Here is a 20,785-nt window from a genome sequence, read left to right as displayed (position 1 = left end):
GTGACCCGACCACGAAGCTAGCAACCGGGCGGCTGCCCGGCGGAGTGCGAACGGGCGAAGTCAGCTGTCCCAACGGCCGGTCAGCGCGCCGAGGACGGCGAGGCCGGCGGCGGCGGCGTGCTCGGTGCGCAGGACGGCAGGTCCGAGTCCTACCGGTATGGCGCCGGCGGCACACAGGCCCTCGACCTCCTCGTCGGTCCAGCCGCCCTCCGGCCCGACGGCCAGCACCAGCTCGGCTTCGTCACCGATCGCTTCGAGGCGGCGGTGCAGCGGCGATCCGCCGGGGTGGGCCACCAGAAGGGTCGTGCCGGCGCGTGCGGCGAGGTCGGCGGGCCGCACGGGCGCCGCGACGTCGGGCCGGAACGGCCGCCGCGACTGCTCGGCGGCGGCGCGGGCGACCGCGAGCCAGCGTGCGACCACCCGGTCGGTCTTGCCGTCGATCCGTACGACGCTGCGGGCGGCGACCACGGGTAGGAACCCGTCCGCCCCGAGCTCCGTGCCCAGCCGGACCACGTCGTCGAACTTGCGGCCCTTCGCCAGGGCCTGGGCAACGACCAGCCGGGGCGCGGGCGTCGGCTGGGTGACGGCCGTCTCCGCCAGCCGGGCCCCCGATGCCGTGAGCACGGCAGGAGCGTGGGAACCGGCCCCGTCGGCGAGGTGGCACGCCGCGCCGGGTGACAGCCGTAGCACGGTCGCGAGGTGGCGACGTGCGACCTCGTCCAGCACCACCTCGTGCCCGGCGGGCGCCCCGGCCAGCGACGCGTCGACGTGCACGTAGGGCGTCAGGCTCATGCCACGTCGTCAGCGTTGGAAGGCGTCACGCAGGCGGGTGAACAGGCCGCGGCCGTCCGCGGCCAGCGGTTCGTCGCGCAGTTCTGCGAGTCTCGCCAGCAGGTCGCGCTGTTCGGTGCTCAGACCCATCGGGACCTCGACGCGCACGACCAGACGCAGGTCACCGCGCCGGCCGTTGGCGGTGTTGGGCAGGCCCGCGCGGCGGATCAGCAGTTCCTCGCCGTTCTGGGTGCCCGCCGGGACCTCGACCTCGACCTCGGCGCCGTCGACCGTGGGCACGGTCACGCTGCCGCCGAGGGCGGCCTGGGTGACCGGCACCGTGATCTCGGCCACCAGGTCGCGACCGTCGCGCTCGAACCACTCGTGCGGGGCCAGGTGCACCTCGACGTACAGGTCACCGGGTGGCGCGCCGTGGCGGCCGGCCTCGCCGGCACCCGGCACGCGCAGGCGGTCGCCCTCCTCCACGCCGGCGGGCACGTCGATGCCCAGCGTGCGGCGCTGGACGCGCCGGCCCTCGCCGCCGCAACCGGTGCAGGGATCGGCGACCTTGCGTCCGGTCCCCTCGCAGCTGGTGCAGGGCGCCGCGGTCGCCAGCTGCCCGAAGGCGGTGCGCACCACCCGCTGGACCTGCCCGCTGCCGCCGCAGGTCGCACAGGCGCTCGGCGGGCGGCCGCTGGCGGACCCGGAGCCGCCGCACAGGTCGCACGGCGTGGCGACCTCGACCTCGACCTCGCGGCGCACGCCCGTGACGACGTCCTCGAGCTCCAGCTCCACGCCGACCAGCACGTCACGGCCGGGCGTCGTGCGGCCGCGGCCGCTGCCGCCGGTGGCGCCGGTGGCGCCGCCGAACGCGGAGCCGAAGAAGGCGTCGATGACGTCGCCGATGCCGCCGAACCCGCCGGCACCGAACCCGAACGGGTCCTGACCGGCGCCGCGCGACTGGGGCGTGCCGTCGTCACCGAACCGGTCGTAGCGGGCCCGCTTCTGCGGGTCGGACAGGACCTGGTAGGCGTGGGTGATCTGCTTGAAGGTGTCTTCGTCGCCGCCGGCGTCGGGATGGTGCTGACGCGCCTGGCGGCGGTAGGCGCGCTTGATGTCCTCGGCGGAGGCGTCGCGCGGCACACCGAGCAGCTCGTAGAGGTCGGGCACGGCTCTGGGACTCGTCTCGTCAGGGAAGTCGGATGCGGGGGCGGTGCCGGCCGGTCACCGGGTGGCTCATCGCGACAGGTCGGTCAGCGAGGCCTGCAGCTGGTCCGCGACGGCGCGGACGGTGGCGAGCACGGCCGCGTAGTCCATGCGGGTCGGGCCGAGGACGCCCAGCGAGCCGGCGGTCACCAGCCGGTAGCGCTGGGCCACCAGCGAGGTCGCGCGCAGGTCCTCGACCTCGTTCTCGCCGCCGATGCGGACCGTCGGCTCGTCGTCGGCGGTGCTCTGCGACAGCAGCCGCGCCAGGGTGGCGCGTTCCTCGAGCAGTTGCAAGACCCGCGACAGCTGGTCGCGTTCGAACGCCTGCTCGCCCGCCAGAGACGCCTGCCCGCCGACGAAGACGTGGTGGACGGTGTCGTCGCGCAGGTCGTCCGCCGTCGCGTCCGCCACCGCCTGCAGGATGTCGCGCAGGTCCGCGGGCGCGTCGTCGACGATGGCCGTCAACGAGCCGTGGACGTCGCCCAGCCGGCGGCCGCGCACGTGCTCGCCGAGCACGACCCGGACCCGGTCGAGCTCGGTCTCGGTGGTGCCGTGCGGCAGCTCCACGGACCGCTTCTCCACCCGACCGGTGTCGGCCACCAGCAGCAGCAGCGCCGACGTGGGGCCGAGCGCGACGAGTTCCACGAGCTTGAGACGCGACGACTCGATCGCCGGGGCGATGACCAGCGACACGAGCCGGGTCAGCTGCGAGAGCACCGAGGTGGTCCGTGCCAGCAGGTCCTCGACGTCACGGGCCGACCCGAGCAGCTCGCCGATCAGTTCCCGGCGCTGCACGTCGAGGTCGGCGCGGTCGGCGAGGTCGTCCACGAACCGGCGGTAACCACGGTCCGTCGGCACCCGGCCGGCCGACGTGTGGGGCTGGCGGATGTAGCCCAGCTCCTCCAGCGCGGCCATCTCGTTGCGGACGGTCGCGGCCGACACCGACAGCTGCGCCGACTCGACGACCCGCTTGGAGCCGACGGGCTCGCCGCTGGACACGTACTCCGTCACGATCGCACGCAGGATCGCCAGCTTGCGCTCGTCGAGTGGCGGTGCCGGCTCGGCGGCCGGCTCGGGAGCCAGCCGGCCCGGCACCTCGACCTGGACGCGCAGAGGTTCGCCGCGCTGGTCGTTCAACGCCCCACCTCCATCGATCGTCAACGTCGTCGCGGCCACCCTCGCAGGGTAGCGGCGCTGGCAGTCCCCACCCCCGGGTGCCAACGTCCGGACCTCGGCCGGCCGGGGCGGAGGTCACTTCCCCGACCGAGTGCACGGGGTGACGCTCGTCCCCCCAGCGGTCGAACTGACCTAGGGTTCGACGACACCGCACGAGGAGAGCCCAGGGTGTCCACCGACCACGCCGCGGGTACCAGCCCCCCGCCGGCCAGCACGCCCGCGGACGGCGACCCACGCCCGACCTCGGAGATCATGCGGTCGCTGACCGCCAACGGCCAGGCACTCGTCCGCAAGGAGATCGAGCTCGCGAAGCTCGAGCTCACGGAGATCCTGGTCGCCCGCGTCACCGCCGTCGCGATGTTCCTCGGCGCGGCGGTGCTGGGTCTGTTCATCCTCGGCTTCGTCGGCGTGACCGGCGCCAAGGCGCTCGAGGAGGTCCTACCGCCGTGGGCGGCCTGGCTGATCGTGACGTTCGTCTACATCCTGATCGCAGCGATCCTGGGTCTGATCGGCAAGCGCAAGCTGCAGAAGCCGTCCAACACCCCGGAGCGCACCAAGGCGTCGGTGGAGGAAACCGTGGAATGGGCCAAGCAGCGGGTGCAGCCGTGAGCGCCGGCGACGCGACCCAGCGGATCAAGCAGCAGGCCCAGGACGGCGTGGCCAAGGCGCAGCGCCAGTTCGAGGCCGCAAAGGAACGGGCCGAGCAGACCAACGAGCGTTCCCAGCTGCCGCCGGCCGAGGACGCCGACCAGGCGCTGCGGCAGGTGCGCGACCTGCGGTCGGCCCTCGACCGGGACTTGGCCGCCCTGGAGGCCCGCATCCCGCCCCGTGACACCCTGGTCGGTCAGGCCCGCGCCGTCGGTGGTGCCGTGCTGGGCGTGGTCGGCCTGGTCGGTGCGGCCGCGACCGTGCAGCAGAAGCGCAAGGACAAGAAGAAGGTCGAGGAAGAGGCCGACAAGGTCGCCCGTGCGATCGCCCGGCACCTGCCCGCGGCGATCGCCGAGGTGTCGCCGCCCATCCGCCCCACCGTCGTGGAGACGCCGGGGAAGAAGGGCCGCGCGGGGCGCACGCTCGCCATCCTGGCCCTGCTGGCGTCCGCCGGCTTCGCGGTGTGGACCCAGCTACGCAACCGCGCCCAGGAACCCGACATCTGGGGTCCTCCACCGGCGCCGACGGCGGGCGGCGACGGGCCGCTGCCGCCTCCGGCCCCGTCGGGGCCGCCGACGGCGGGTCCCGGCACGACCCCGGGCACCTCGACGTTGGCGGACGACACCGACGGCAACCTGTTCGGTTCCCGGCCTCCCACCACGTGAGCGCGCCCGGGCCGGTCCCCGTCGTCGACGACGACACCCACCGGCGTCACGACCCGCCGTTCGAACTCAACGCCGGGCAGGCCGTGTCCCCGGTGTGGGAGCGGCCGGCCCGCCTGGACGCGATCCGGGCGACGCTGGAGGCCGCCGGTCACCCGCTGACCCCGGCGAAGGCCGCGGACGAGGGCGCCCTGCTCGCCGTCCACGACGCCGACATGGTCGCCTTCCTGCGCGACGGCTACGCGGCCTGGCGGGCCGCCGGCGGGCCCGAGGTGATGATCGCCGACACGTTCCGCCACCCACGGGTCGGCGGCGGCGGGCGCCGCTCGTCGTCGCCGTTCGCCGAGCTCGGCTGGTGGTGCTTCGACACCGCCACCCCGCTGGTGGAGGGCTCGTACGCCGCGGCTCGGGCCGCCGTCGACGTGGCCATGACCGCGGCCGGCCTCGTGGCCGACGGCGCACCCGCGGTCTACGGGCTCACCCGGCCGCCTGGCCACCACGCCGGCGCCGACTACTTCGGCGGGTTCTGCCTGTTCAACCACGCGGCGGTGGCGGCCCGCTGGCTGACCGCCGGCGGCCGGGTCAGCGTCCTGGACCTCGACGTGCACCACGGCAACGGGACGCAGGACGTCTTCTGGCGTGATCCCGCGGTCCAGTACGTCTCGCTGCACGGCCATCCGGACCACCTCTACCCGTTCTTCACCGGCTTCGCCGAGGAACGCGGCGAGGGTCCCGGGCGCGGCACGATTCTGAACCTGCCGCTCGGGCGCGACACCGCCGACGACGCCTACCTCGACGCGTTGCGCGTCGCACTGGAGGCCGTCGAAGCGTTCGACCCCGCGACGGTGGTCGTGTCGCTGGGTCTGGACACCACCGTCGAGGACCCGATCGGCTCGCTCGCGCTCACGGCCGCGGCCTACCCCCGCATCGGCCAGGCCCTGGCCGCGCTCGGCCGCCCGCTGGTCGTGCTGCAGGAGGGCGGCTACGCCATCGACCGGCTCGGCCCGTGCGCGGCGGCGGTCCTCGCCCCGCTGGGCGGTCCGGCTGGCGTGGAGGAAGGCCGCGTCAGCCCGTGATCAGGCGTGTCACCACCCCGGGGAGCAGGCCGCTGTCGACCAGCCGCCCGACCAGCGGCTCCAGCGACGCCTCCAGGCGGGCCGTCTTGGCGTCGCCGAACGCGACCCACGGCGCGGCCGCGACCACGTCGGTGCGCGCCTCGACGTGGCGGTGCACCTCCGTGCCGGCCGGCGTCGGTCGAGCTTCGCCGTCCAGCCAGCCCCGCTCGACCAGGCGCCGGACGGCGGCGTCCCACTCCGGGTCGCTCCATCCGCGCCGTGGCGACAGGATCTGCCGCAGCCGCGGGCTGTCACCCCGCGCCAGCAGGTGCGACTCGATCCCGCCGACGTCGGCCGCCACGAGGCAGGCGACGTGCCCGTCGCCGCGGGTCTCGCGGACCCGGGTGGCCGCCTCCCACAGCACCAGGTGGGGCTCATCGGGCCACGGCACGGCGCGACGGGCGGCACCCATCGGCCGGCCCGCGAGGGAATGCAGGTCCGCCACCTCGCGCGCGAGCTCGGCCGCCCGCGACACGTCCTCCTCGATGCCGTCGCAGAACGGCGCCAGCGTGCGGCCCACGGCGTCGCGGGTAGCGGCCACGACCTCGGTCGGCGTGGCCCACTCCCAGGCTGCCGGCAGCACCGCGGCCAGCGCGGTCGGCGAGAACCCGTAGAAGACGGCCGCGGCGGTCTCCGGCCCGACGGCGCCCAGCGGCCCGATCCGCGCCGCCGTATAGGACATCAGCCCCGCGTCCAGCCCGACCCGGGCCTGTGCGTCGGCCACGATCGGCGAGAAGTACGCCACGGTGTGGACCACCTCCAGCCGGCTCCACAGTCGCCGGGCGACCACCGCCGGCTCGGATGCCGTCGCCGCCCTGCCCTCGTCCATCCAGCGCTCCCGGGTCGAACCGGTCGGCCACGCTAGTCGTACGCTTGCTCGCCGCCCGATCGTCACCGTCGCCGAGGATGCTCCCCGTGGATCGCCCGACCCGCTCCGAGGCGCTGCGCACCCTGCAGCTGCCCGGCACGGCCGACGGCGAGGCGATCAAGAAGGCCTACCGGCGGCTGGTCCGGGAACACCATCCCGACCGTGGTGGCGATCCAGCGACGTTCCACCGGCTCCAGCGGGCCTACGAACGGCTCAACGACGAGGGCGGCGAGGTGCCGCCGGCCATCGTGCCCGGCCGGCCCTCGCGGCCGCACGCCGGCTACGCCGACCCGGTTCATGCCGACCTCGCGACGATCGACTGGGACGCCGACCCCGGTGACGGCGAGCGACGGCTGGGGCGCGACGAGGTGGCGGTGTGGCTCGCCCACGGGGGCAGCGGGTGTGTCCGACCGCTGACGGCGACCAGCCGGGCGCCGGGGTCGAAGGCCAACGGCCTGGCCCGGATGCTGGCCAGCGACCTCACGGCCCAGCTACGCGTCGCACCCGGCACGGACGACCGCGGCCGCGACGTGGTCGTGCTGGAGGTGCGTGGCTCGACGCGCAAGGCCCGCAAGGCGCTGGACGGCGCCAAGCTCGACGGCGTGTGGCAGCGCACCCGCAGCTCCAGCTCCACCGGGCTGCGCAGCGAGCTGGTGCCCAGCGAGGACCGGCGCGCGACCGCGGTGCGGGCCGTCGAGCGGCTCGAGGTCCTGCTCGACCAGCTCGACTGGCCGCTCGCGGCCTGGACGCGCACCGGCGCCGAGGCCTGAACGGGCGGACCGGCCGCGACGGGGGCTCAGGCGGCCAGCAGCCGCTGCACGTCGAAGGCCATCACGACGGCCAGCAGCACGAGCACGATCACGGCGAACACGGTGTAGCCCCAGCGCCCGCTCCAGTCGGCGAGCCAGACGCGGCGCAGGCTGACGACGGCCATCACGGCGGCGACCGCCGACAACAGCAGCGACAGCGGCGTGGCCAGCACCCCGATGCCGCTGATGATCGGCGCCATCGCGGGGATGATGGCGTAGGTGATGACGCAGCGGACGGCGGAGATGACGAGCGAGCCCTTCATGGGCATGAGCGCCCGGGGCTCGGCGTTCTCCACGCGGAGCACGGCCCGGGCGATGCGCTCGGCCGTCGACCGCTGAGCGGGCTGCGGTCGACCGGTGTCCTGGCTGGCGGCGCGCCCGGCAGGGCCGGCCTGGGTGCTCACACGTGCTCCTGTCGGCCGGCGGCGTCCCCGGCGGCCGACGCAGAGGGTACGGCCTGCGAGGCCGCGCCGACCACCCCGGCCCAGTCCCCCAGCGTGCCCGCCACGACCTCGGGGGCGCGTGACGTCAGCCGGCCGAGCGCGCCGGTCACGGCCTCCACGACCTCGGGGCGACGACCGATGCCGCCGCCGAGCACGAGCAGGGACGGGTCGAGCACCGCGACCAGCGTCATCGCGGCCAGCGCGACGTCGCCCGCCCAGGCGTCCAGCACCCGTGCGGCCGCGGCGTCGCCCCGACCCACGGCGTCGAGCAGCGCCGGGGCACCGTCCCAGGGCCCGGCTTCCGCGGCACGCCGGCGCAACGCGGGGGTGCCGACGGCGGCTTCGAACCAGGTGCCGTCGCGCTGCGCGACCGGGCCGGGCAGCGGCAGGTCGGCGATCTCGCCCGCCGCGCCTCGATGTCCGGTGACCAGGCGACCGCCGCTGACGATCCCGGCTCCCGCGCCCGTCCCGAGCGAGAGCAGCACGACGTCGTCGTGCCCGACCGCGGCACCGCACCAGCGCTCGCCGACCACGGCCAGGGCCACGTCGTTGTCCGCGTGCACCGGCCGTCGCAACCGTGACGCCAAGGCCTCGGCGACCCGACGGCCCTCGAGCCCCGGCACGTTGGGCACGAGCGCGGCCGCACCGGTGTCCGGCGCCACGGCGGCCGGGATCCCGACCCCGACGGCGGCCACCTCGCCCCAGCGTTCGTCCGCGACGTCCCGGACCAGGCCGGCGATGCGCTCGAGGACCGCGTCGGCACCCTCGGGTGGCGTCGGGACCTTGTCACGCGCCAGCAGACGGCCGTCCCCCGGGACCAGGCCGACACGCAGGCTGGTGCCACCGAGATCGACCCCGACCGCCAGTCGGTCGCGGTTCACGCGCCGCCCCAGGTGGCGACGACGGTGAGGTACGGGTGTTGGGCACGGCTCCACGACTTCGTCCATGCAGGAAACCAATCACGCGCGACTTCTGGCCGTCAAACGGACGAAGTCCTCCCTGCTGCTGCCGGCGCGGGCCGGCCCTCCGGACACGGCTGAAGGGCGGGCCTGCCGCGGATCGGCCCGCCTAGCGTTGCGGACGAACCTGACCGCCCCGATCCCGGAGGACCCATGGGTCTCAACATCCAGGACCTGGCCATCTCGAGTCCCGAGTTCGAGCCGCTCGGCCGGCTCGAGGACCGCCATGCCAACGACAAGGGCAACGAGCAGCCGACCCTGCGCATCTCCGGCGTGCCGTCGGACGCCGTCGAACTGGCCGTGGTCTGCCACGACCCCGACGCGCCGCTGCCCGATGGGTTCACGCACTGGCTGCTCTACGGCTTGCCCGCCGACACGACCGAGGTGGCACCGGGCGCCGACGAGCAGTACCGCGCCGGCACCAACGACTTCGGCGAGGCCGGCTACGGCGGGCCGCAGCCACCACCCGGCCACGGTCCGCACCACTACTACTTCTGGGTGTACGCGCTGTCGCGCCCGGTCGAGGGCAGCCCGAGCCGGCGCGAGTTCCTCGACACCTACGCCGACGCGATCATCGAGCAGAACCGCGTCGTCGGCGTGTACGAGAACTGACGCGTCGTGGAGGTCCGGCACGTCGAGGTCCGGTGCTACGCCGGCCTCGCCGTGCTGGCCGGCCAGCCCGAGCTCCGCGTCCCGGTCGGCAGCCCCCGCTCGGTCAAGGACGTCGTGGAGTCGATCGGCGTCCCGCACGTGGAGCTCGGGCTGCTGGTGGTGGACGGCACGGCGGTCGGGTTCGACCACCTCGTCGCCGGCGGTGAACGGATCGCGGCCTATCCCCCCTTCACGCGCGCCACGCCGCCGCCGGGCCTCGACCTGTTCCCGCCGCCGCCCGAGCCGCGGCGGTTCGCCCTGGACGTGCACCTCGGCACGCTCGCGCGGCGGCTGCGCTGGCTCGGGTTCGACACGTGGTGGGACCGTGACGTCGACGACGCACGGCTGGCCGAGGTGGCCGTGACCAGCGAGCGGATCCTGCTCAGCCGCGACCGTGGCCTGCTGATGCGCCGCGACGTCGTGCACGGCTACTGCCCACGGGCCGACGACCCCGAGGTGCAACTGCTGGAGGTCGCCGAGCGCTACGCGCTGGCCCCGCGCATGCGGCCCGGGACCCGGTGTGTGCGCTGCAACGGCCGCCTGGTCGCGGTCGACAAGGCCGAGGTGCTCGACGCGCTGCCACCGTTGGTGCGGGCGGGCCAGGAGTCGTTCACGCGCTGTCGCGACTGCGAGCGCGTCTACTGGCCGGGTACCCACCGCGGGCCGCTCGACGAGGTCACCGCGCGGGTCCAGGACGTCGACCCGGGCGGGTTGCCGCCGGGGCCCCGCTAGGTGCCACACTGCCGCGCCGCCTCCACCCCCGAGAACGAAGGTCCCGTCCGCCGTGCAGGTCCGCGCCCGTTACCGCCCCCACCCGCGAGGCTTCGGCTTCCTCACCCCCGTCGCGACCGACGGCGCCACCCCGGTCGAGGTCACCGGGCACGACCCGGACGGCGCCGCACGCACCGTCGATTCCGCCTTCGTGCCGCCACCGGTGGCATCCGGGTTCCTGGCGGACGACCTCGTCGACGCGACCGTGACCTTCGACGACAAGGGCGCGAGCGTCGAATCGATGACGCTGGTCGAGCGCGCCCGCCGGATGCTCGTCGGCCGCGTGCAGCAGGGCCCGGGACGGCTCGTGCTCGAACCGGACCCGGCGATCGGAAGCGGCTGGATCCGTCTGGACCCGTCGCTGGCGCCGCGGCTGCAGGCACAGGTCGGTCGGCAGATCGTCGTGCTGGCCGTCGACGACGACGAGGGCGCGCCCGTCGGCAAGGCGCTGGTCGCCGGCCCCCACGTGGTCGGCTCGCCGCAGGCGATCCGTGCCGCGGCCGTGGTGGTCGCCCTCGGTCGCGCCGCCCCCTCCCTCGTCGTGGGTGGACCGCAGGCCGCCGGCCTGGACCCGGTGCAGGCCAACACGACCCACACCCGGGTGGTCGGCCAACTGGCGGGCGGTGGTCGTGGTGGGGCCGACGGCCTCTCGGTCGAGGGAGCGATCCCGGGCGCGGCGCTGACGGTCGTCGACCGGACCGGTGAGACGTGCGTGACGATCGACGACGCCGACGCCCGCGACCTCGACGACGCCATCGCCGCGCACTGGGACGGCGGTGAGGGCCCCGTCGAGGTGGCCGTCCACATCGCCGACGCCGCGGGCACGGTCGGCCTCGGCTCGCCCGCCGACCTCTACGCCCGCACCGTCGCCTCCAGCGCCTACCTCGCCTCGGGCGCCAACGCGCCCATGCTCGACCCGGCGCTGTCCGAGGACGCCTTGTCGCTGCTACCGGACGTGGAGCGGCAGGCCCTGTCGATCCGGTTCGCCGTGGACCGCGAGGGGCGGCTCGGCGAGCCGCACCTCGAGGTCGCGGCCATCCGCTCGCGCGCCAAGCTCAGCTACGCGGCGACCGAGGCCTGGCTGCGCGGCGACCAGCGGCCCGTCCAGCGCCTGTCCGGCGACCCGGCTGCGGAGGTCGGCGGCGTGCTGGACGCGGTCGTGGAGGCCGCGCGGCGTCTGGGTGCCGAGCGCGACGCCCGCACGACCTTCGAGGACCTGTTCGCGGCCGCCGAGGTGGCACCGGCCGTCGTCGACGGCAGGCTCACGACCGTCGAGGCCGAGCCGCACGCGGACGCGTACCGGCTCGTCGAGCGGCTGATGGTGGCGGCCAACGAGAGCGTGGCCGGCTGGCTCGTGGCCGCGGGCGTGCCGGCGCTGTACCGCGCCCACGAAGGGGTCGACCCCGAACGGCTCGAGCGCCTGCGCGCCGCAGCGGAACTCGCCGGCGCGACCATCCCGGCCCTCGACGCCGCGGCCGGCGACGCCGACCAGGTCGTCGGCCAGGTGCTGGCCGAGGTCGACCGGCTGGCCGCCGAGGGCCGCACGGAGGACTGCGACCTGCTGGTGGCGGCCGCCACTTCCTCGACCGCCCGGGCGAGCTACGAGCCCGACCCGTCCGCCCACCGCGGTCTCGCGGCGGCGGCCTACTGCCACTTCACCTCGCCGATCCGGCGCTACGCGGACCTGACCGTCCACCGCCAGATCCGTGCGGCGCTGGCCGGCGAGACACCGCCGCTGTCGGTGGACGACCTGCGCGGGCTGGCCGGCTGGCTCGACGCGCGGGCCGGCGCGATCAACTTCCTGCAGGCCCGCGAACGCGGCGATCTTTGGTCGCGGCTGCTCGACCGCGGGTTCCTGGACGGTCCGGAACCGGCCGTCGTCACGGGCCTGACCGTCAACGGCCTGCGGATCCGGCTCCCACGCCTGGGCGTCACGGGGTTCGTCACCGCCGAGCGGGCCCTGGACCTGCCGCCGCGCGAGCGCGGCCGCCTCGACGTCGACGAGCACGGGGTGACGACCACCACGGGCCGCTGGCGGCTGGGGTCACGCATCGACGTCCGGTTCGTCGGCCTGGACGACACCGGCCGCGCCAACTGGCGGATGGGCAAGCCCGCCTAGGGTCCTGGCCTACCGCACCGACGACGGCGAGGAGCGACACATGGCGAACGTGCTGACCGTGAACGGCCACACGCCGCGGATCGACCCCGAGGCGTTCGTCGCCTCGACGGCGACCGTCGCGGGTGACGTGCTGGTGGGGCCGAAGGCGTCGATCTGGTTCGGCACGGTGGTGCGCTCCGAACTGGCGACCGTCTCCATCGGCACGGAGAGCAACCTGCAGGACCTCACGGTCGTGCACGCCGACCCGAGCTTTCCCGTGACCATCGGGGATCGCGTCACGGTCGGTCACCGGGTGATCCTGCACGGCTGCACCGTCGGCGACGACGCCCTGATCGGCATGGGAGCGGTGGTCATGAACGGCGCCGTGATCGGCGAGGGTGCCGTCGTCGCCGCCGGCGCGGTCGTGACCGAGGGCACCCAGGTGCCGGCCCGGACCATCGCCATGGGAGTCCCGGCCAAGATCGTGGAACGGCAGGTTCCCGAGGTCCCGCGGCCCAACGTCGCCGGCTACGTGTTCCTGTCGGAGGCCTACCAGAGGGCCACGCCGGCGACCTGACGCGAGCGGGGCCGCCGCCGGCCCGTCCGGGAACGCGCGGTTCCGGGCACGTGGGTCGCGGGATGGCATGCTGCGCCCGTCGGAGGAGCAGAACCGGTGCGGATCGGGATCCTGACCGGCGGTGGCGACGTGCCCGGCGTCAACCGCTGCATCAAGGCGTTCGTGGAGCGTGTCTCCAACGACGGCCACGAGGTGGTCGGCATCCGGCGGGGGTGGGCCGGCCTGGTCGAGTACCAGCCGGAGGATCCCGAGGGCTCGGCCGAGCGCTCGCTGTACGCCCTGGACGCCGAGCGGGTGCGCACCATCGACCGCTCCGGCGGCACGGTGCTGCACACCTCGCGGGTCGATCCGTCGCGCGCACAGCCGCACGAACTGCCGCGGTTCCTGGCGCACCGTCAGCTCGGCGACGGTCCCTACGACGTCACCACGCACGTCCTGTCGGTCATCGACGCCCTGCGGCTCGACGCCATCGTCGCGATCGGCGGGCACGACACCCTGACCTACGCGCTCCGGCTGCACCACGAGGGCGTACCGGTCATCGGCGTCCCCAAGACGATGGACAACGACGTCCACGGCACCGACTACTGCCTCGGCTTCTCCACCGCCGTCACCCGCAGCGTGGAGTTCATCCACCAGCTGCGAACGTCGACCGGCTCCCACGAGCGCATCGCCGTCGTGGAGCTGTTCGGCCGTCACTCGGGCGAGACGTCGCTGGTGTCGGCCTACCTGTCCAGCGTCGACCGCGCGCTGATCTGCGAGGTGCCCTTCGACCCGGAGCGGCTGGCCGCGCTGCTGGTCGAGGACCGGCGACGCAACCCGAGCCGCTACGCGATGGTCACCGTGTCCGAGGGGGCGCGCATGACCGGCGAGCTCGACGACGTGCAGGACCCGCTGATCCCGCGCGAGAGCATCGGTTCGGCGACCGGCGCCTTCATCACGCACCTGACCGGCCAGGACGTGATCGTGCAGAGCCTCGGCCATCTGATGCGCTCCGGGCGGCCGGACTCCCTCGACCTCATGGTCGCCACCAACTACGCCGTCATGGCGGCCGACCTCACCCTGGACGACGAGAAGGGCCGGCTGGTGGGGCTGCAGGCCGGCACCTACGGCGACGTGCCGCTGGACGTCATCGACCGGGGGGTGAAGCGCGTGGACGTCGCCGCCCTGTACGACGCCGACGCCTACAAACCCAAGGTCCGCACGGTCGTCGACAAGCCGATGTTCCTGTACTGACGCGGGTCACTGACGTCCTGGCCCGCTAGCCCGGCTGGCCGTCCCGACGGTGTGACGCACGGCAGCTGCCGCTCCCCCGAGGCTGTCGGGGTCAGGCGCGGTCGACGCGCTCCAGGTAGGCGAGCTCGGCGGCGAGCACGTCAGCGGCGTCGCGCTCCGGGATGCCGGTGCGCATGCCGATGTCGCGAGCGACACGGTCCGGGTCCGCGACCGGGGTGCCGTCGTGGCCACGTCGCGCGACCGGCGGGTTGTACGGGTCGTAGATGCGATAGCGGTGCGTCGCCGGGAGGCTGGCCAGGCCGATCACGGACAGGTACTCGTGCCAGGCGTTGACGACCTCGTCGATGACCTTGCGCGGGGCACCGGTGCGCTCGGCGATGAAGCTGGCCTGGTCCTCGGGATCCACGTCCGGGTACGCGGTGTCGGGCGCGTCGTCGTCCGGGTCCACGCCGGGCGGGGTCCAGCTGGGACCGAGCGCCACGGGCTCCAGCGCGGCGTCGCGTCGACGCTGCGCGCTCACGAGCACGCCGATGAGCACGACGACGGCGATCACCACGACGGCGAGCAGCAGAACCGGATCCACGATGGACCTTCGTGCGGAGAGGGACGGTCACGGACCGCGGCAGGGTTGCCGACCGACCCGGGACTCCGGTCCCCCGAGATGGCCGATCGTCGGTGGCCGAGGTGGGAACCCGGGGCAGGTCAGCCCGAACGGGCCGCAGCGGCAGCCAGCAGCCCGGTCGCGTTGGTCGCCCAGTGCGCGAGCACGGGCGCGACGAGGTGCCCACCGTGCCGGCGGAGCCACGTGAAGCCGAGCCCGGCCACGGCCGTCACGGCCACGGCGCCGGCGACGGCCACCAGCCCCTCCCCACTGGCCGGAGCCACGCCGTTCATGCGCAGCGTCACGATCGTCGGTGGGACGTGCCACAGTCCGAACACGGCCGCCGCCCACAGCCAGGCGGTGCGGGTGTCGAGGTGGCGGAGCAGCACGGCCAGCAGGAAACCGCGGAAGGCGAACTCCTCGAACGCCGCCGTGCCGACGGGAATGCGAAGCAGCACCTGGTGGACCAGCTCCGATGGAGCGAGGTCGGCGCGCTGGTCCGCCAGCAGCGCGTCCACGATCGGGAGCCGGTCGCGCAGCGCCACGCCCAGCGCCACCGCGACGGCGACGGCCGCGAACGCGAGGGCACCGACGACGGTGCCTCGCCGCAGGCTCGCACGGCCGAGGCCGAGTTCGGCTGCGTCGTACCCCAGTCGCCGTGCCAACCACCACAACCCGACGGCGAGGGCGACGTTGCGCTCGAGGTACCCCTCGTCACCGAGCCCGAGGTTGGTCCCGACCGACCACGTCAGCAGGGCCCCGGACACGGCGAGCGGGACGAGGAGGTCACCCTCCTCGTCCCGCGCGCGGGGGAACGGTCGGTCAGCCAGTCGCGCCACCGTCCGTGTCGCCCTCGGTCTGCCCGTCGACGCCGGTGTCCGTGCCCGGGTCGGCGGTGGTGCCGGTGTCGGCCTCGTCCTCGAGGTCCGTGCCCGTGTCGTCTGCGCCGGCGTCGGTCTCGCCGCCGGTCGCACCCTCGGTCGTGTCGTCCTGCTGCGCGGCACCGTTCTGGGTGTCGGGCAGCAGCACCTCGTCGATCACGTGGATGACGCCGTCGGCCGTCTCGATGTTGGCGCAGACGACGGTGGCGCTGTTCTGCGCGCCCTCGATCGTGACGGTGTCGTCGGTCGCGGTGACGGTCAGTTCCTCGCCACCGGTCGCGGTGTCGTCGGTCGCGCCGGTGTCGTCGGTCGCACCCGTGTCGTCGGTCGCACCCGTGTCGTCGGTCGCACCCGTGTCGTCGGTCGCGTCGTCGGCAGCGCCCGTGTCATCCGTCGCACCCGTGTCGTCGGTCGCGTCGTCGGCAGCGCCCGTGTCATCCGTCGCACCGGTCTCGTCGGTCGCGTCGTCCGTCGTGGCGTCGTCCGTCGTGGCGTCGCCGGTCGCGCCCGTGGCGCCGAGCAGCGTGGACACCGAGCCCTGGTCGACCAGGTCCTGGGCCATCAGGGCACCGTCGGGGTGCACGTGGTAGGCGAGCACGCTCTCCGTGTCCCCGGCCTCGGCACCCGGGTCGGTGGCCACGCCGGCGTCGCCGGCGGCACCGGTGTCGTCGGCCGCGCCGGTGTCGTCGGTCGCACCCGCGTCATCGGCCGCGTCGTCGGTCGCGCCGGTGTCGTCGGTCGCACCGGTGTCGCCGGCCGCGTCGTCGGTCGCGCCGGTGTCGTCGGTCGCACCGGTGTCGCCGGCCGCGTCGTCGGTCGCACCGGTGTCGTCGGTCGCACCCGTGTCGTCGGCTGCACCGGTGTCGCCCTCGTCGGTGGCGACGCCCGGCGAGTCGAAGCCCTGGAAGGCCTCGTCGGTGGGCGCGAAGAGCGTCACCTGGCCACCCTCGAGCTGCGTGAGCAGGTCGGACGTCTGCAGCATCCCGGCCAGCTGGGAGAGTGCCGGCAGGGCCTGGACGACCTCGACCAGCGGCATCTCGCGCAGTTGCTGCTCGCCGAACTCACCGGTGGTGCCGGGGTCGGTGTCCGCGCCGGTCGTGTCGTCGGTGTCGGCGGTGGCGTCCTCGTCACCGGCCGTGCCGCCGGGGTCGTCGGACTCGGTGTCGGCCTCGGCGTCGAGGTCACCGGTGTCGCCCTCGGTGCCGGCGTCGTCCGTGCCGGCGTCGTCCGTGCCGGCGTCCGCGTCGGTGTCGGTGTCGGTGCCGGCGTCCGCGTCGGTGTCGGTGCCGGCGTCCGCGTCGGTGTCGGTACCGGCGTCCGCGCCGGTGTCGGTACCGGCGTCCGCGTCCGTGTCGGTCTCCGTGCCGGTGTCGGTGCCCGCCTCGGTGTCGGTACCCGCGTCCGTCCCGGCGTCGTCGTCACCGACGGTGCCGGGCTCGGTCGTGGCCCCGTTCTCGAGGTCGGCGGCGGCGAGGATCTCCTGACACTGCTCGCCGAAGACCCCGGTGGGCAGCGCGACCTCGTCGTCGGTCTCCGCCTCCGTACCCGGGTCCGTCTGCGTCTGCTCGGGCGACTCCTCGGGCTGGTCGCCTTCCTGGTTGCAGGCGGCGAGGGCGAGCGCGACGGCTGCGGATGCGGCCAGGGCGCGCTGCCCGGATCGGTGGAACGGTTTCACGGTGTGTCTTCCTCCGGTCGCGGGGGCCCCTCGTCGACAGGGCCCGCAGGGCACGAGCGCCACCGTGACGCGGCCCGTGGGGATGCCGCCGAGCCGCCACGTCCGGGCGGACCCCGGTCGCCCGGGACACACGTCCGCGCTGCCGTGGCGGTGCCGACGGCCGGGCGCTGTCCGACCGGTCCGCTTCGTGCAGTCGGATGCACCATCGTCGCCGTTCGCCGGCCGCAGCTTCGACACGTGAGAGCGTCGCGGGTGGAACACTGCGCGCCACCGACCCCCGGAGCCGCGAACCATGTCGACGTCCGACCTCACGGAGACCCACCCGTCCTGGCTCGACGAGGACGCCCTGCACGAGGTCCGACGCCAGGTACCGATGGTGTACGTCGAGGCTGTCCCGGTCCGCGTCGACCACCTCGGCCGCGTGGAGAAGGTCGGGCTGCTCCTCCGAGCACAGCCCGACGCCAGCGTCTCGCGCGCGGTGGTGTCGGGCCGCGTCATGTACGGCGAGACGTTGCGCGACGCGCTCTGGCGCCACCTGACCAAGGATCTCGGCGCCGAGGCGGCACCGCAGCTGCCGCCCGGGATCGCGCCCTTCACCGTCGCGGAGTACTTCCCCGAGGAGGGCCGCGGGTTCCACGACCCGCGCCAGCACGCCGTGGCGCTGGGCTACGTCGTGCCCTGCGACGGCGAGTGCCGGCCGCCGCAGGACGCGCTGGACCTCGCCTGGCTCTCGCCGCGCGAGGCCGTCAGCCCGCACATCGCCGAGGAGATGTCCGAGGGGCACGGCCGCATCGTCCGCCGCGCCCTGGCCTGGTGCGGGCAGCTCCCCTGACCCCCGTGCGCCGGGCGACCGGTGCACGCTCTCGCCTGGACGCGACCGGCCACCCGGGCGGTGACAGGTTCAGGAGAACACGGCCGACCGCAGCTCGGTCATCTCCAGGACGCTGTAGAGCGGACCCTCGCGGGTGTTCCCCGAGTCGCGCAGGCCGCCGTAGGGCATCTGGTCGGCACGCCAGGTCGGCACGTCGTTGACGACCACGCCGCCGAAGTCGAGTTCCTCGATGGCGCGCCTGGCGACCGCGAGGTCCTGCGTGAAGATGCCGGCGTGCAGGCCGTACTTGGTGTCGTTGGCCGCTCGCAACGCCTCCTCGACGTCGTCGTAGGTCGCGACGCCGACCACCGGCCCGAAGACCTCCTCGGCGCAGACCTTCATGTCGCCGCTGACGTCGGTGAGCACGGTGGGCTGCAGCACGCCGGCGTCGTCGACCTTGCCGCCGGTGGCCACGGTCGCACCGGCGGCGACGGCCTCGTCGATCCAGCCGGCGACGCGGTCGCGGTTCTCCTCGTCGATCAGCGTGGAGACCTGGGTCGCGTCGTCGAGCGGGTCACCGACCACGAGCGCCTCGACCGCCTCCACCAGCGCGGCGGTGAAGTCGTCGGCGACGTCACGGTGCACGAACACCCGCTGCACCGAGATGCACGACTGCCCGGCGTGGCTGTTGCCGGCGGCCGCGATCTTCTTCGCCGCGCCCTGCCAGTCGCCATCGGGCTGGATGATGACCGGCGAGTTGTTGCCGAGCTCCAGCGACACCTTCTTGCGCGGCGCGGACGCGCGGATGCCCCAGCCGACCGGCGGGGAGCCGGTGAAGGTGATCATGGCCACGTCGTCGTGGTCGACCAGCGCGGCGCCGACCTCCGAGCCGTGTCCGGTCACGACGTGCAGCCACGACGCGGGCAGCCCGCAGCGGTCGATCAGCAGTTCGGCGAGCTTGATGCCGGTGAGCGGTGTCTGGTGGGCGGGCTTGAGCACGACCGGGCAGCCGGCGGCGATGGCGGGCGCGAGCTTGTGGGCGACGAGGTTGAGCGGGAAGTTGAACGGCGTGATCGCGCCGACGACGCCGATCGGCATCCGCAGCCCGAACCCCAGCCGGCCCTCCCCGGCCTGCGAGGCGTCGAGGTTCAGGACCTCGCCGGCGACGGTGCGGCACACGGCGGCGGAGAACCGGAAGGTCGACACGGCCCGCGACACCTCGACGCGGGCGGTGTTGATCGGCTTGGCCGCCTCCAGGGCGATGGTGCGCGCGAAGTCCTCGGCGACCTCGTCGTCGGCGAGCTGTTCCGCCGCGCGGTCGAGGATCTCCGCACGGCGCCATGCCGGCAGCCGCTCCTCGCGCAGGGCCCGGGTGGCGGCGGCGACGGCGCGGTCGACGTGCTCGGCGCCGCAGGCGGGCACCTCGCCGACGAGCTTGCCGTCGTAGGGGGCGTAGATCTCCATCGACTCATCCGTGGTGACGGACTCGCCGTCGATGCGGACCGGGGTCTGGCTCATGCGACGTCCTCCACGTCCTCGGTGGCCGTGAGCGCGCGATCGAACGCGGCGATCGCGTCGGCGACCTGATCCTCGCCGACGATCAGGGGTGGGATCCACCGCACGGTGGACCCGAACGGCCCACAACTCATGACGACCACGCGTTCCCGGCGCAGCAGGTGCGACAACAGGGCAGCGGTCCGCACCGGATCGGGCCGTCCGGCGTGGTCGACGATCTCGGTCGCCAGCATCAGTCCGACGCCGCGGTTCTCCGCGATCGCCGGGTGCCGGGCCCGCAACTCCTCGAGGCCGTCGAGGAACTGCCGACCCCGGACCTGGACGGCGTCGAGGAAGCCGGGTGCGCTCAGCACGTCGATGGTGGCCAGCGCCGCGGCGCAGCCCATCGGGTTGCCGCCGTAGGTGCCGCCGTGCGAGCCGACGGGCCAGCCCGCCATCGTCTCGGCCGACGCGCCGATCGCCGAGAGCGGGAAGCCGGAGGCGATCCCCTTGGCCATGATCAGCACGTCGGGCTGGACGTCGGTGTGCTCGATGGCGAACAACGCGCCGGTGCGGCCGAAGCCGGTCTGGACCTCGTCGGCGACGAACAGCAACCCGTGCTGCCGGCAGCGCTCGGCCAGGCCCTCGAGGAACGCCCGCGGCGCCGGGACGTAGCCGCCCTCGCCGAGCACGGGCTCGATGACGACCGCGGCGACCTCCGAGGGCGCCGTCTGGGTCTTCAGCAGCAGGTCGAACTCGCGCAGGCAGCGGGCGACCGACGCGTCCTCGTCCTCGCCGGTCACGAACGTGTACGGGAACGGCGCCACCAGCACGCCCGAGGGCAGCGGTGCGTGGCCGGCCCGGTACACCGCCTTGGACGTGGTCATCGCCATCGTCAGGTGCGAGCGGCCGTGGAAGCTGCCCTGGAAGACGATCACGTTGGGCTTGCCGGTGGCCTGCTTGGCGAGCTTCACCGCCGCCTCGGTCGCCTCGGCGCCCGAGTTGGCGAGGAAGAAGCGCTCGATGCCGGTCGGGGTCACCTCGGCGAGCCGGGCGGCCAGCGGCTCGAGCTTGTCGTGGCGGTAGCAGTTGACCTGCGCGTGCAGGAACCGGCCGGCCTGCTCGCGCACCGCCTCGACGACGGCCGGGTGGCAGTGGCCGGTGTTGACCACGCCGATCCCGGAGGTGAGGTCGAGGTAGTCGACGCCGTCGGCGGTGGTGATCGTCGCGCCCGACCCGCTGACGACCTGCAGGTCGGTCAGCTCGAACCAGACGTCCGCGAGATGCGAGTCCATGCTGCTCTCCAGGGGCCGCCCGCCCGTGGCCGGTCGGCGTC

The 20,785-nt window shown here is 74.4% G+C and carries 21 protein-coding genes; 10 read left to right on the top strand and 11 right to left on the bottom strand.

Features of this window, described 5'->3' with window-relative positions; genetic code table 11:
- Positions 1 to 60: 60 nt before the first annotated feature.
- The 3 genes from ACERM0_RS21495 to hrcA form a co-directional block, all read right to left on the bottom strand.
- Entirely contained in the window at positions 61 to 792 is a 732-nt protein-coding gene (locus ACERM0_RS21495) for a 16S rRNA (uracil(1498)-N(3))-methyltransferase (RefSeq protein WP_373680692.1), read from the bottom strand.
- 9 nt (positions 793 to 801) lie between these two features.
- Complete coding sequence (gene dnaJ, locus ACERM0_RS21490; protein WP_373680691.1) at positions 802 to 1,941, bottom strand: molecular chaperone DnaJ; 1,140 nt, start codon at positions 1,939 to 1,941, stop codon at positions 802 to 804.
- 66 nt (positions 1,942 to 2,007) lie between these two features.
- Entirely contained in the window at positions 2,008 to 3,153 is a 1,146-nt protein-coding gene (hrcA, locus tag ACERM0_RS21485) for a heat-inducible transcriptional repressor HrcA (RefSeq protein WP_373680690.1), read from the bottom strand.
- A 168-nt stretch (positions 3,154 to 3,321) separates the two neighbouring features.
- Between hrcA and ACERM0_RS21480 the strand changes: the two genes are divergently transcribed.
- From ACERM0_RS21480 to ACERM0_RS21470, 3 genes are read left to right on the top strand one after another with little or no spacing between them, the layout of a single operon-like run.
- Positions 3,322 to 3,762 (top strand): phage holin family protein, encoded by a 441-nt coding sequence (locus ACERM0_RS21480; protein ID WP_373680689.1) that lies wholly within the window; start codon positions 3,322 to 3,324, stop codon positions 3,760 to 3,762.
- Positions 3,759 to 4,466, top strand: coding sequence for a hypothetical protein (locus ACERM0_RS21475; protein ID WP_373680688.1), 708 nt, complete (start codon positions 3,759 to 3,761; stop codon positions 4,464 to 4,466). Before ACERM0_RS21480 ends, ACERM0_RS21475 begins: the two co-directional genes overlap by 4 nt.
- Entirely contained in the window at positions 4,463 to 5,539 is a 1,077-nt protein-coding gene (locus ACERM0_RS21470) for a histone deacetylase family protein (protein WP_373680687.1), read from the top strand. Before ACERM0_RS21475 ends, ACERM0_RS21470 begins: the two co-directional genes overlap by 4 nt.
- On the opposite strand, the gene ACERM0_RS21465 is transcribed toward ACERM0_RS21470, so the two are convergent.
- Entirely contained in the window at positions 5,529 to 6,407 is an 879-nt protein-coding gene (locus ACERM0_RS21465; RefSeq protein WP_373680686.1) for a hypothetical protein, read from the bottom strand. The two genes, ACERM0_RS21470 and ACERM0_RS21465, sit on opposite strands and share 11 nt — an antisense overlap.
- An 86-nt stretch (positions 6,408 to 6,493) precedes the next feature.
- Between ACERM0_RS21465 and ACERM0_RS21460 the strand changes: the two genes are divergently transcribed.
- Positions 6,494 to 7,216, top strand: coding sequence for a J domain-containing protein (locus ACERM0_RS21460; RefSeq protein WP_373680685.1), 723 nt, complete (start codon positions 6,494 to 6,496; stop codon positions 7,214 to 7,216).
- Positions 7,217 to 7,242: 26 nt separating this feature from the next.
- Here ACERM0_RS21460 and ACERM0_RS21455 read toward each other — a convergent pair whose 3' ends face one another.
- A complete protein-coding gene (locus tag ACERM0_RS21455) occupies positions 7,243 to 7,659 on the bottom strand; it encodes a hypothetical protein (protein WP_373680684.1) in 417 nt (138 codons plus the stop codon).
- Entirely contained in the window at positions 7,656 to 8,579 is a 924-nt protein-coding gene (locus tag ACERM0_RS21450) for an ROK family protein (protein ID WP_373680683.1), read from the bottom strand. Before ACERM0_RS21450 ends, ACERM0_RS21455 begins: the two co-directional genes overlap by 4 nt.
- Positions 8,580 to 8,810: 231 nt before the next feature.
- Here ACERM0_RS21450 and ACERM0_RS21445 point away from each other — a divergent pair, with 231 nt between their 5' ends.
- From ACERM0_RS21445 to ACERM0_RS21425, 5 genes are all read left to right on the top strand, one after another.
- On the top strand, positions 8,811 to 9,269 hold the full coding sequence (locus tag ACERM0_RS21445; protein ID WP_373680682.1) for a YbhB/YbcL family Raf kinase inhibitor-like protein: 459 nt from the start codon (positions 8,811 to 8,813) through the stop codon (positions 9,267 to 9,269).
- 6 nt (positions 9,270 to 9,275) lie between these two features.
- A complete protein-coding gene (locus tag ACERM0_RS21440; RefSeq protein WP_373680681.1) occupies positions 9,276 to 10,040 on the top strand; it encodes a Mut7-C RNAse domain-containing protein in 765 nt (254 codons plus the stop codon).
- A gap of 52 nt (positions 10,041 to 10,092) precedes the next feature.
- Complete coding sequence (locus tag ACERM0_RS21435) at positions 10,093 to 12,198, top strand: ribonuclease catalytic domain-containing protein (RefSeq protein WP_373680680.1); 2,106 nt, start codon at positions 10,093 to 10,095, stop codon at positions 12,196 to 12,198.
- A gap of 40 nt (positions 12,199 to 12,238) precedes the next feature.
- Positions 12,239 to 12,754, top strand: coding sequence for a gamma carbonic anhydrase family protein (locus tag ACERM0_RS21430; RefSeq protein ID WP_373680679.1), 516 nt, complete (start codon positions 12,239 to 12,241; stop codon positions 12,752 to 12,754).
- A gap of 96 nt (positions 12,755 to 12,850) precedes the next feature.
- Positions 12,851 to 13,987 (top strand): 6-phosphofructokinase, encoded by a 1,137-nt coding sequence (locus ACERM0_RS21425; RefSeq protein ID WP_373680678.1) that lies wholly within the window; start codon positions 12,851 to 12,853, stop codon positions 13,985 to 13,987.
- 91 nt (positions 13,988 to 14,078) lie between these two features.
- Here the strand turns inward: ACERM0_RS21425 and ACERM0_RS21420 are convergent, their stop codons facing one another.
- The 3 genes from ACERM0_RS21420 to ACERM0_RS21410 form a co-directional block, all read right to left on the bottom strand.
- Positions 14,079 to 14,570 (bottom strand): hypothetical protein, encoded by a 492-nt coding sequence (locus ACERM0_RS21420; RefSeq protein ID WP_373680677.1) that lies wholly within the window; start codon positions 14,568 to 14,570, stop codon positions 14,079 to 14,081.
- Positions 14,571 to 14,689: 119 nt separating this feature from the next.
- A complete protein-coding gene (locus tag ACERM0_RS21415) occupies positions 14,690 to 15,427 on the bottom strand; it encodes a CPBP family intramembrane glutamic endopeptidase (RefSeq protein WP_373680676.1) in 738 nt (245 codons plus the stop codon).
- Positions 15,411 to 17,144, bottom strand: a complete 1,734-nt coding sequence (locus tag ACERM0_RS21410) for a fasciclin domain-containing protein (protein WP_373680675.1) — start codon at positions 17,142 to 17,144, stop codon at positions 15,411 to 15,413. The genes ACERM0_RS21415 and ACERM0_RS21410 overlap by 17 nt, the downstream gene beginning before the upstream one ends.
- Positions 17,145 to 17,436: 292 nt before the next feature.
- Here ACERM0_RS21410 and ACERM0_RS21405 point away from each other — a divergent pair, with 292 nt between their 5' ends.
- Complete coding sequence (locus ACERM0_RS21405; protein ID WP_373680674.1) at positions 17,437 to 17,976, top strand: DUF4916 domain-containing protein; 540 nt, start codon at positions 17,437 to 17,439, stop codon at positions 17,974 to 17,976.
- Between the two features lie 69 nt (positions 17,977 to 18,045).
- Here ACERM0_RS21405 and ACERM0_RS21400 read toward each other — a convergent pair whose 3' ends face one another.
- Positions 18,046 to 19,473 carry an aldehyde dehydrogenase family protein gene (locus tag ACERM0_RS21400; protein ID WP_373680673.1) on the bottom strand — a complete coding sequence of 476 codons (1,428 nt, stop codon included), beginning with the start codon at positions 19,471 to 19,473 and terminating at the stop codon, positions 18,046 to 18,048.
- Positions 19,470 to 20,744 (bottom strand): aspartate aminotransferase family protein, encoded by a 1,275-nt coding sequence (locus ACERM0_RS21395; RefSeq protein ID WP_373680672.1) that lies wholly within the window; start codon positions 20,742 to 20,744, stop codon positions 19,470 to 19,472. Before ACERM0_RS21395 ends, ACERM0_RS21400 begins: the two co-directional genes overlap by 4 nt.
- Positions 20,745 to 20,785: the final 41 nt, after the last annotated feature.

The organism is Egicoccus sp. AB-alg2, assembly GCF_041821065.1.
GTDB lineage: Bacteria > Actinomycetota > Nitriliruptoria > Nitriliruptorales > Nitriliruptoraceae > Egicoccus.
The sequence above is the reverse complement of the archived record's forward strand: the minus strand, read 5'-3'. Positions and strand labels throughout refer to the sequence as shown.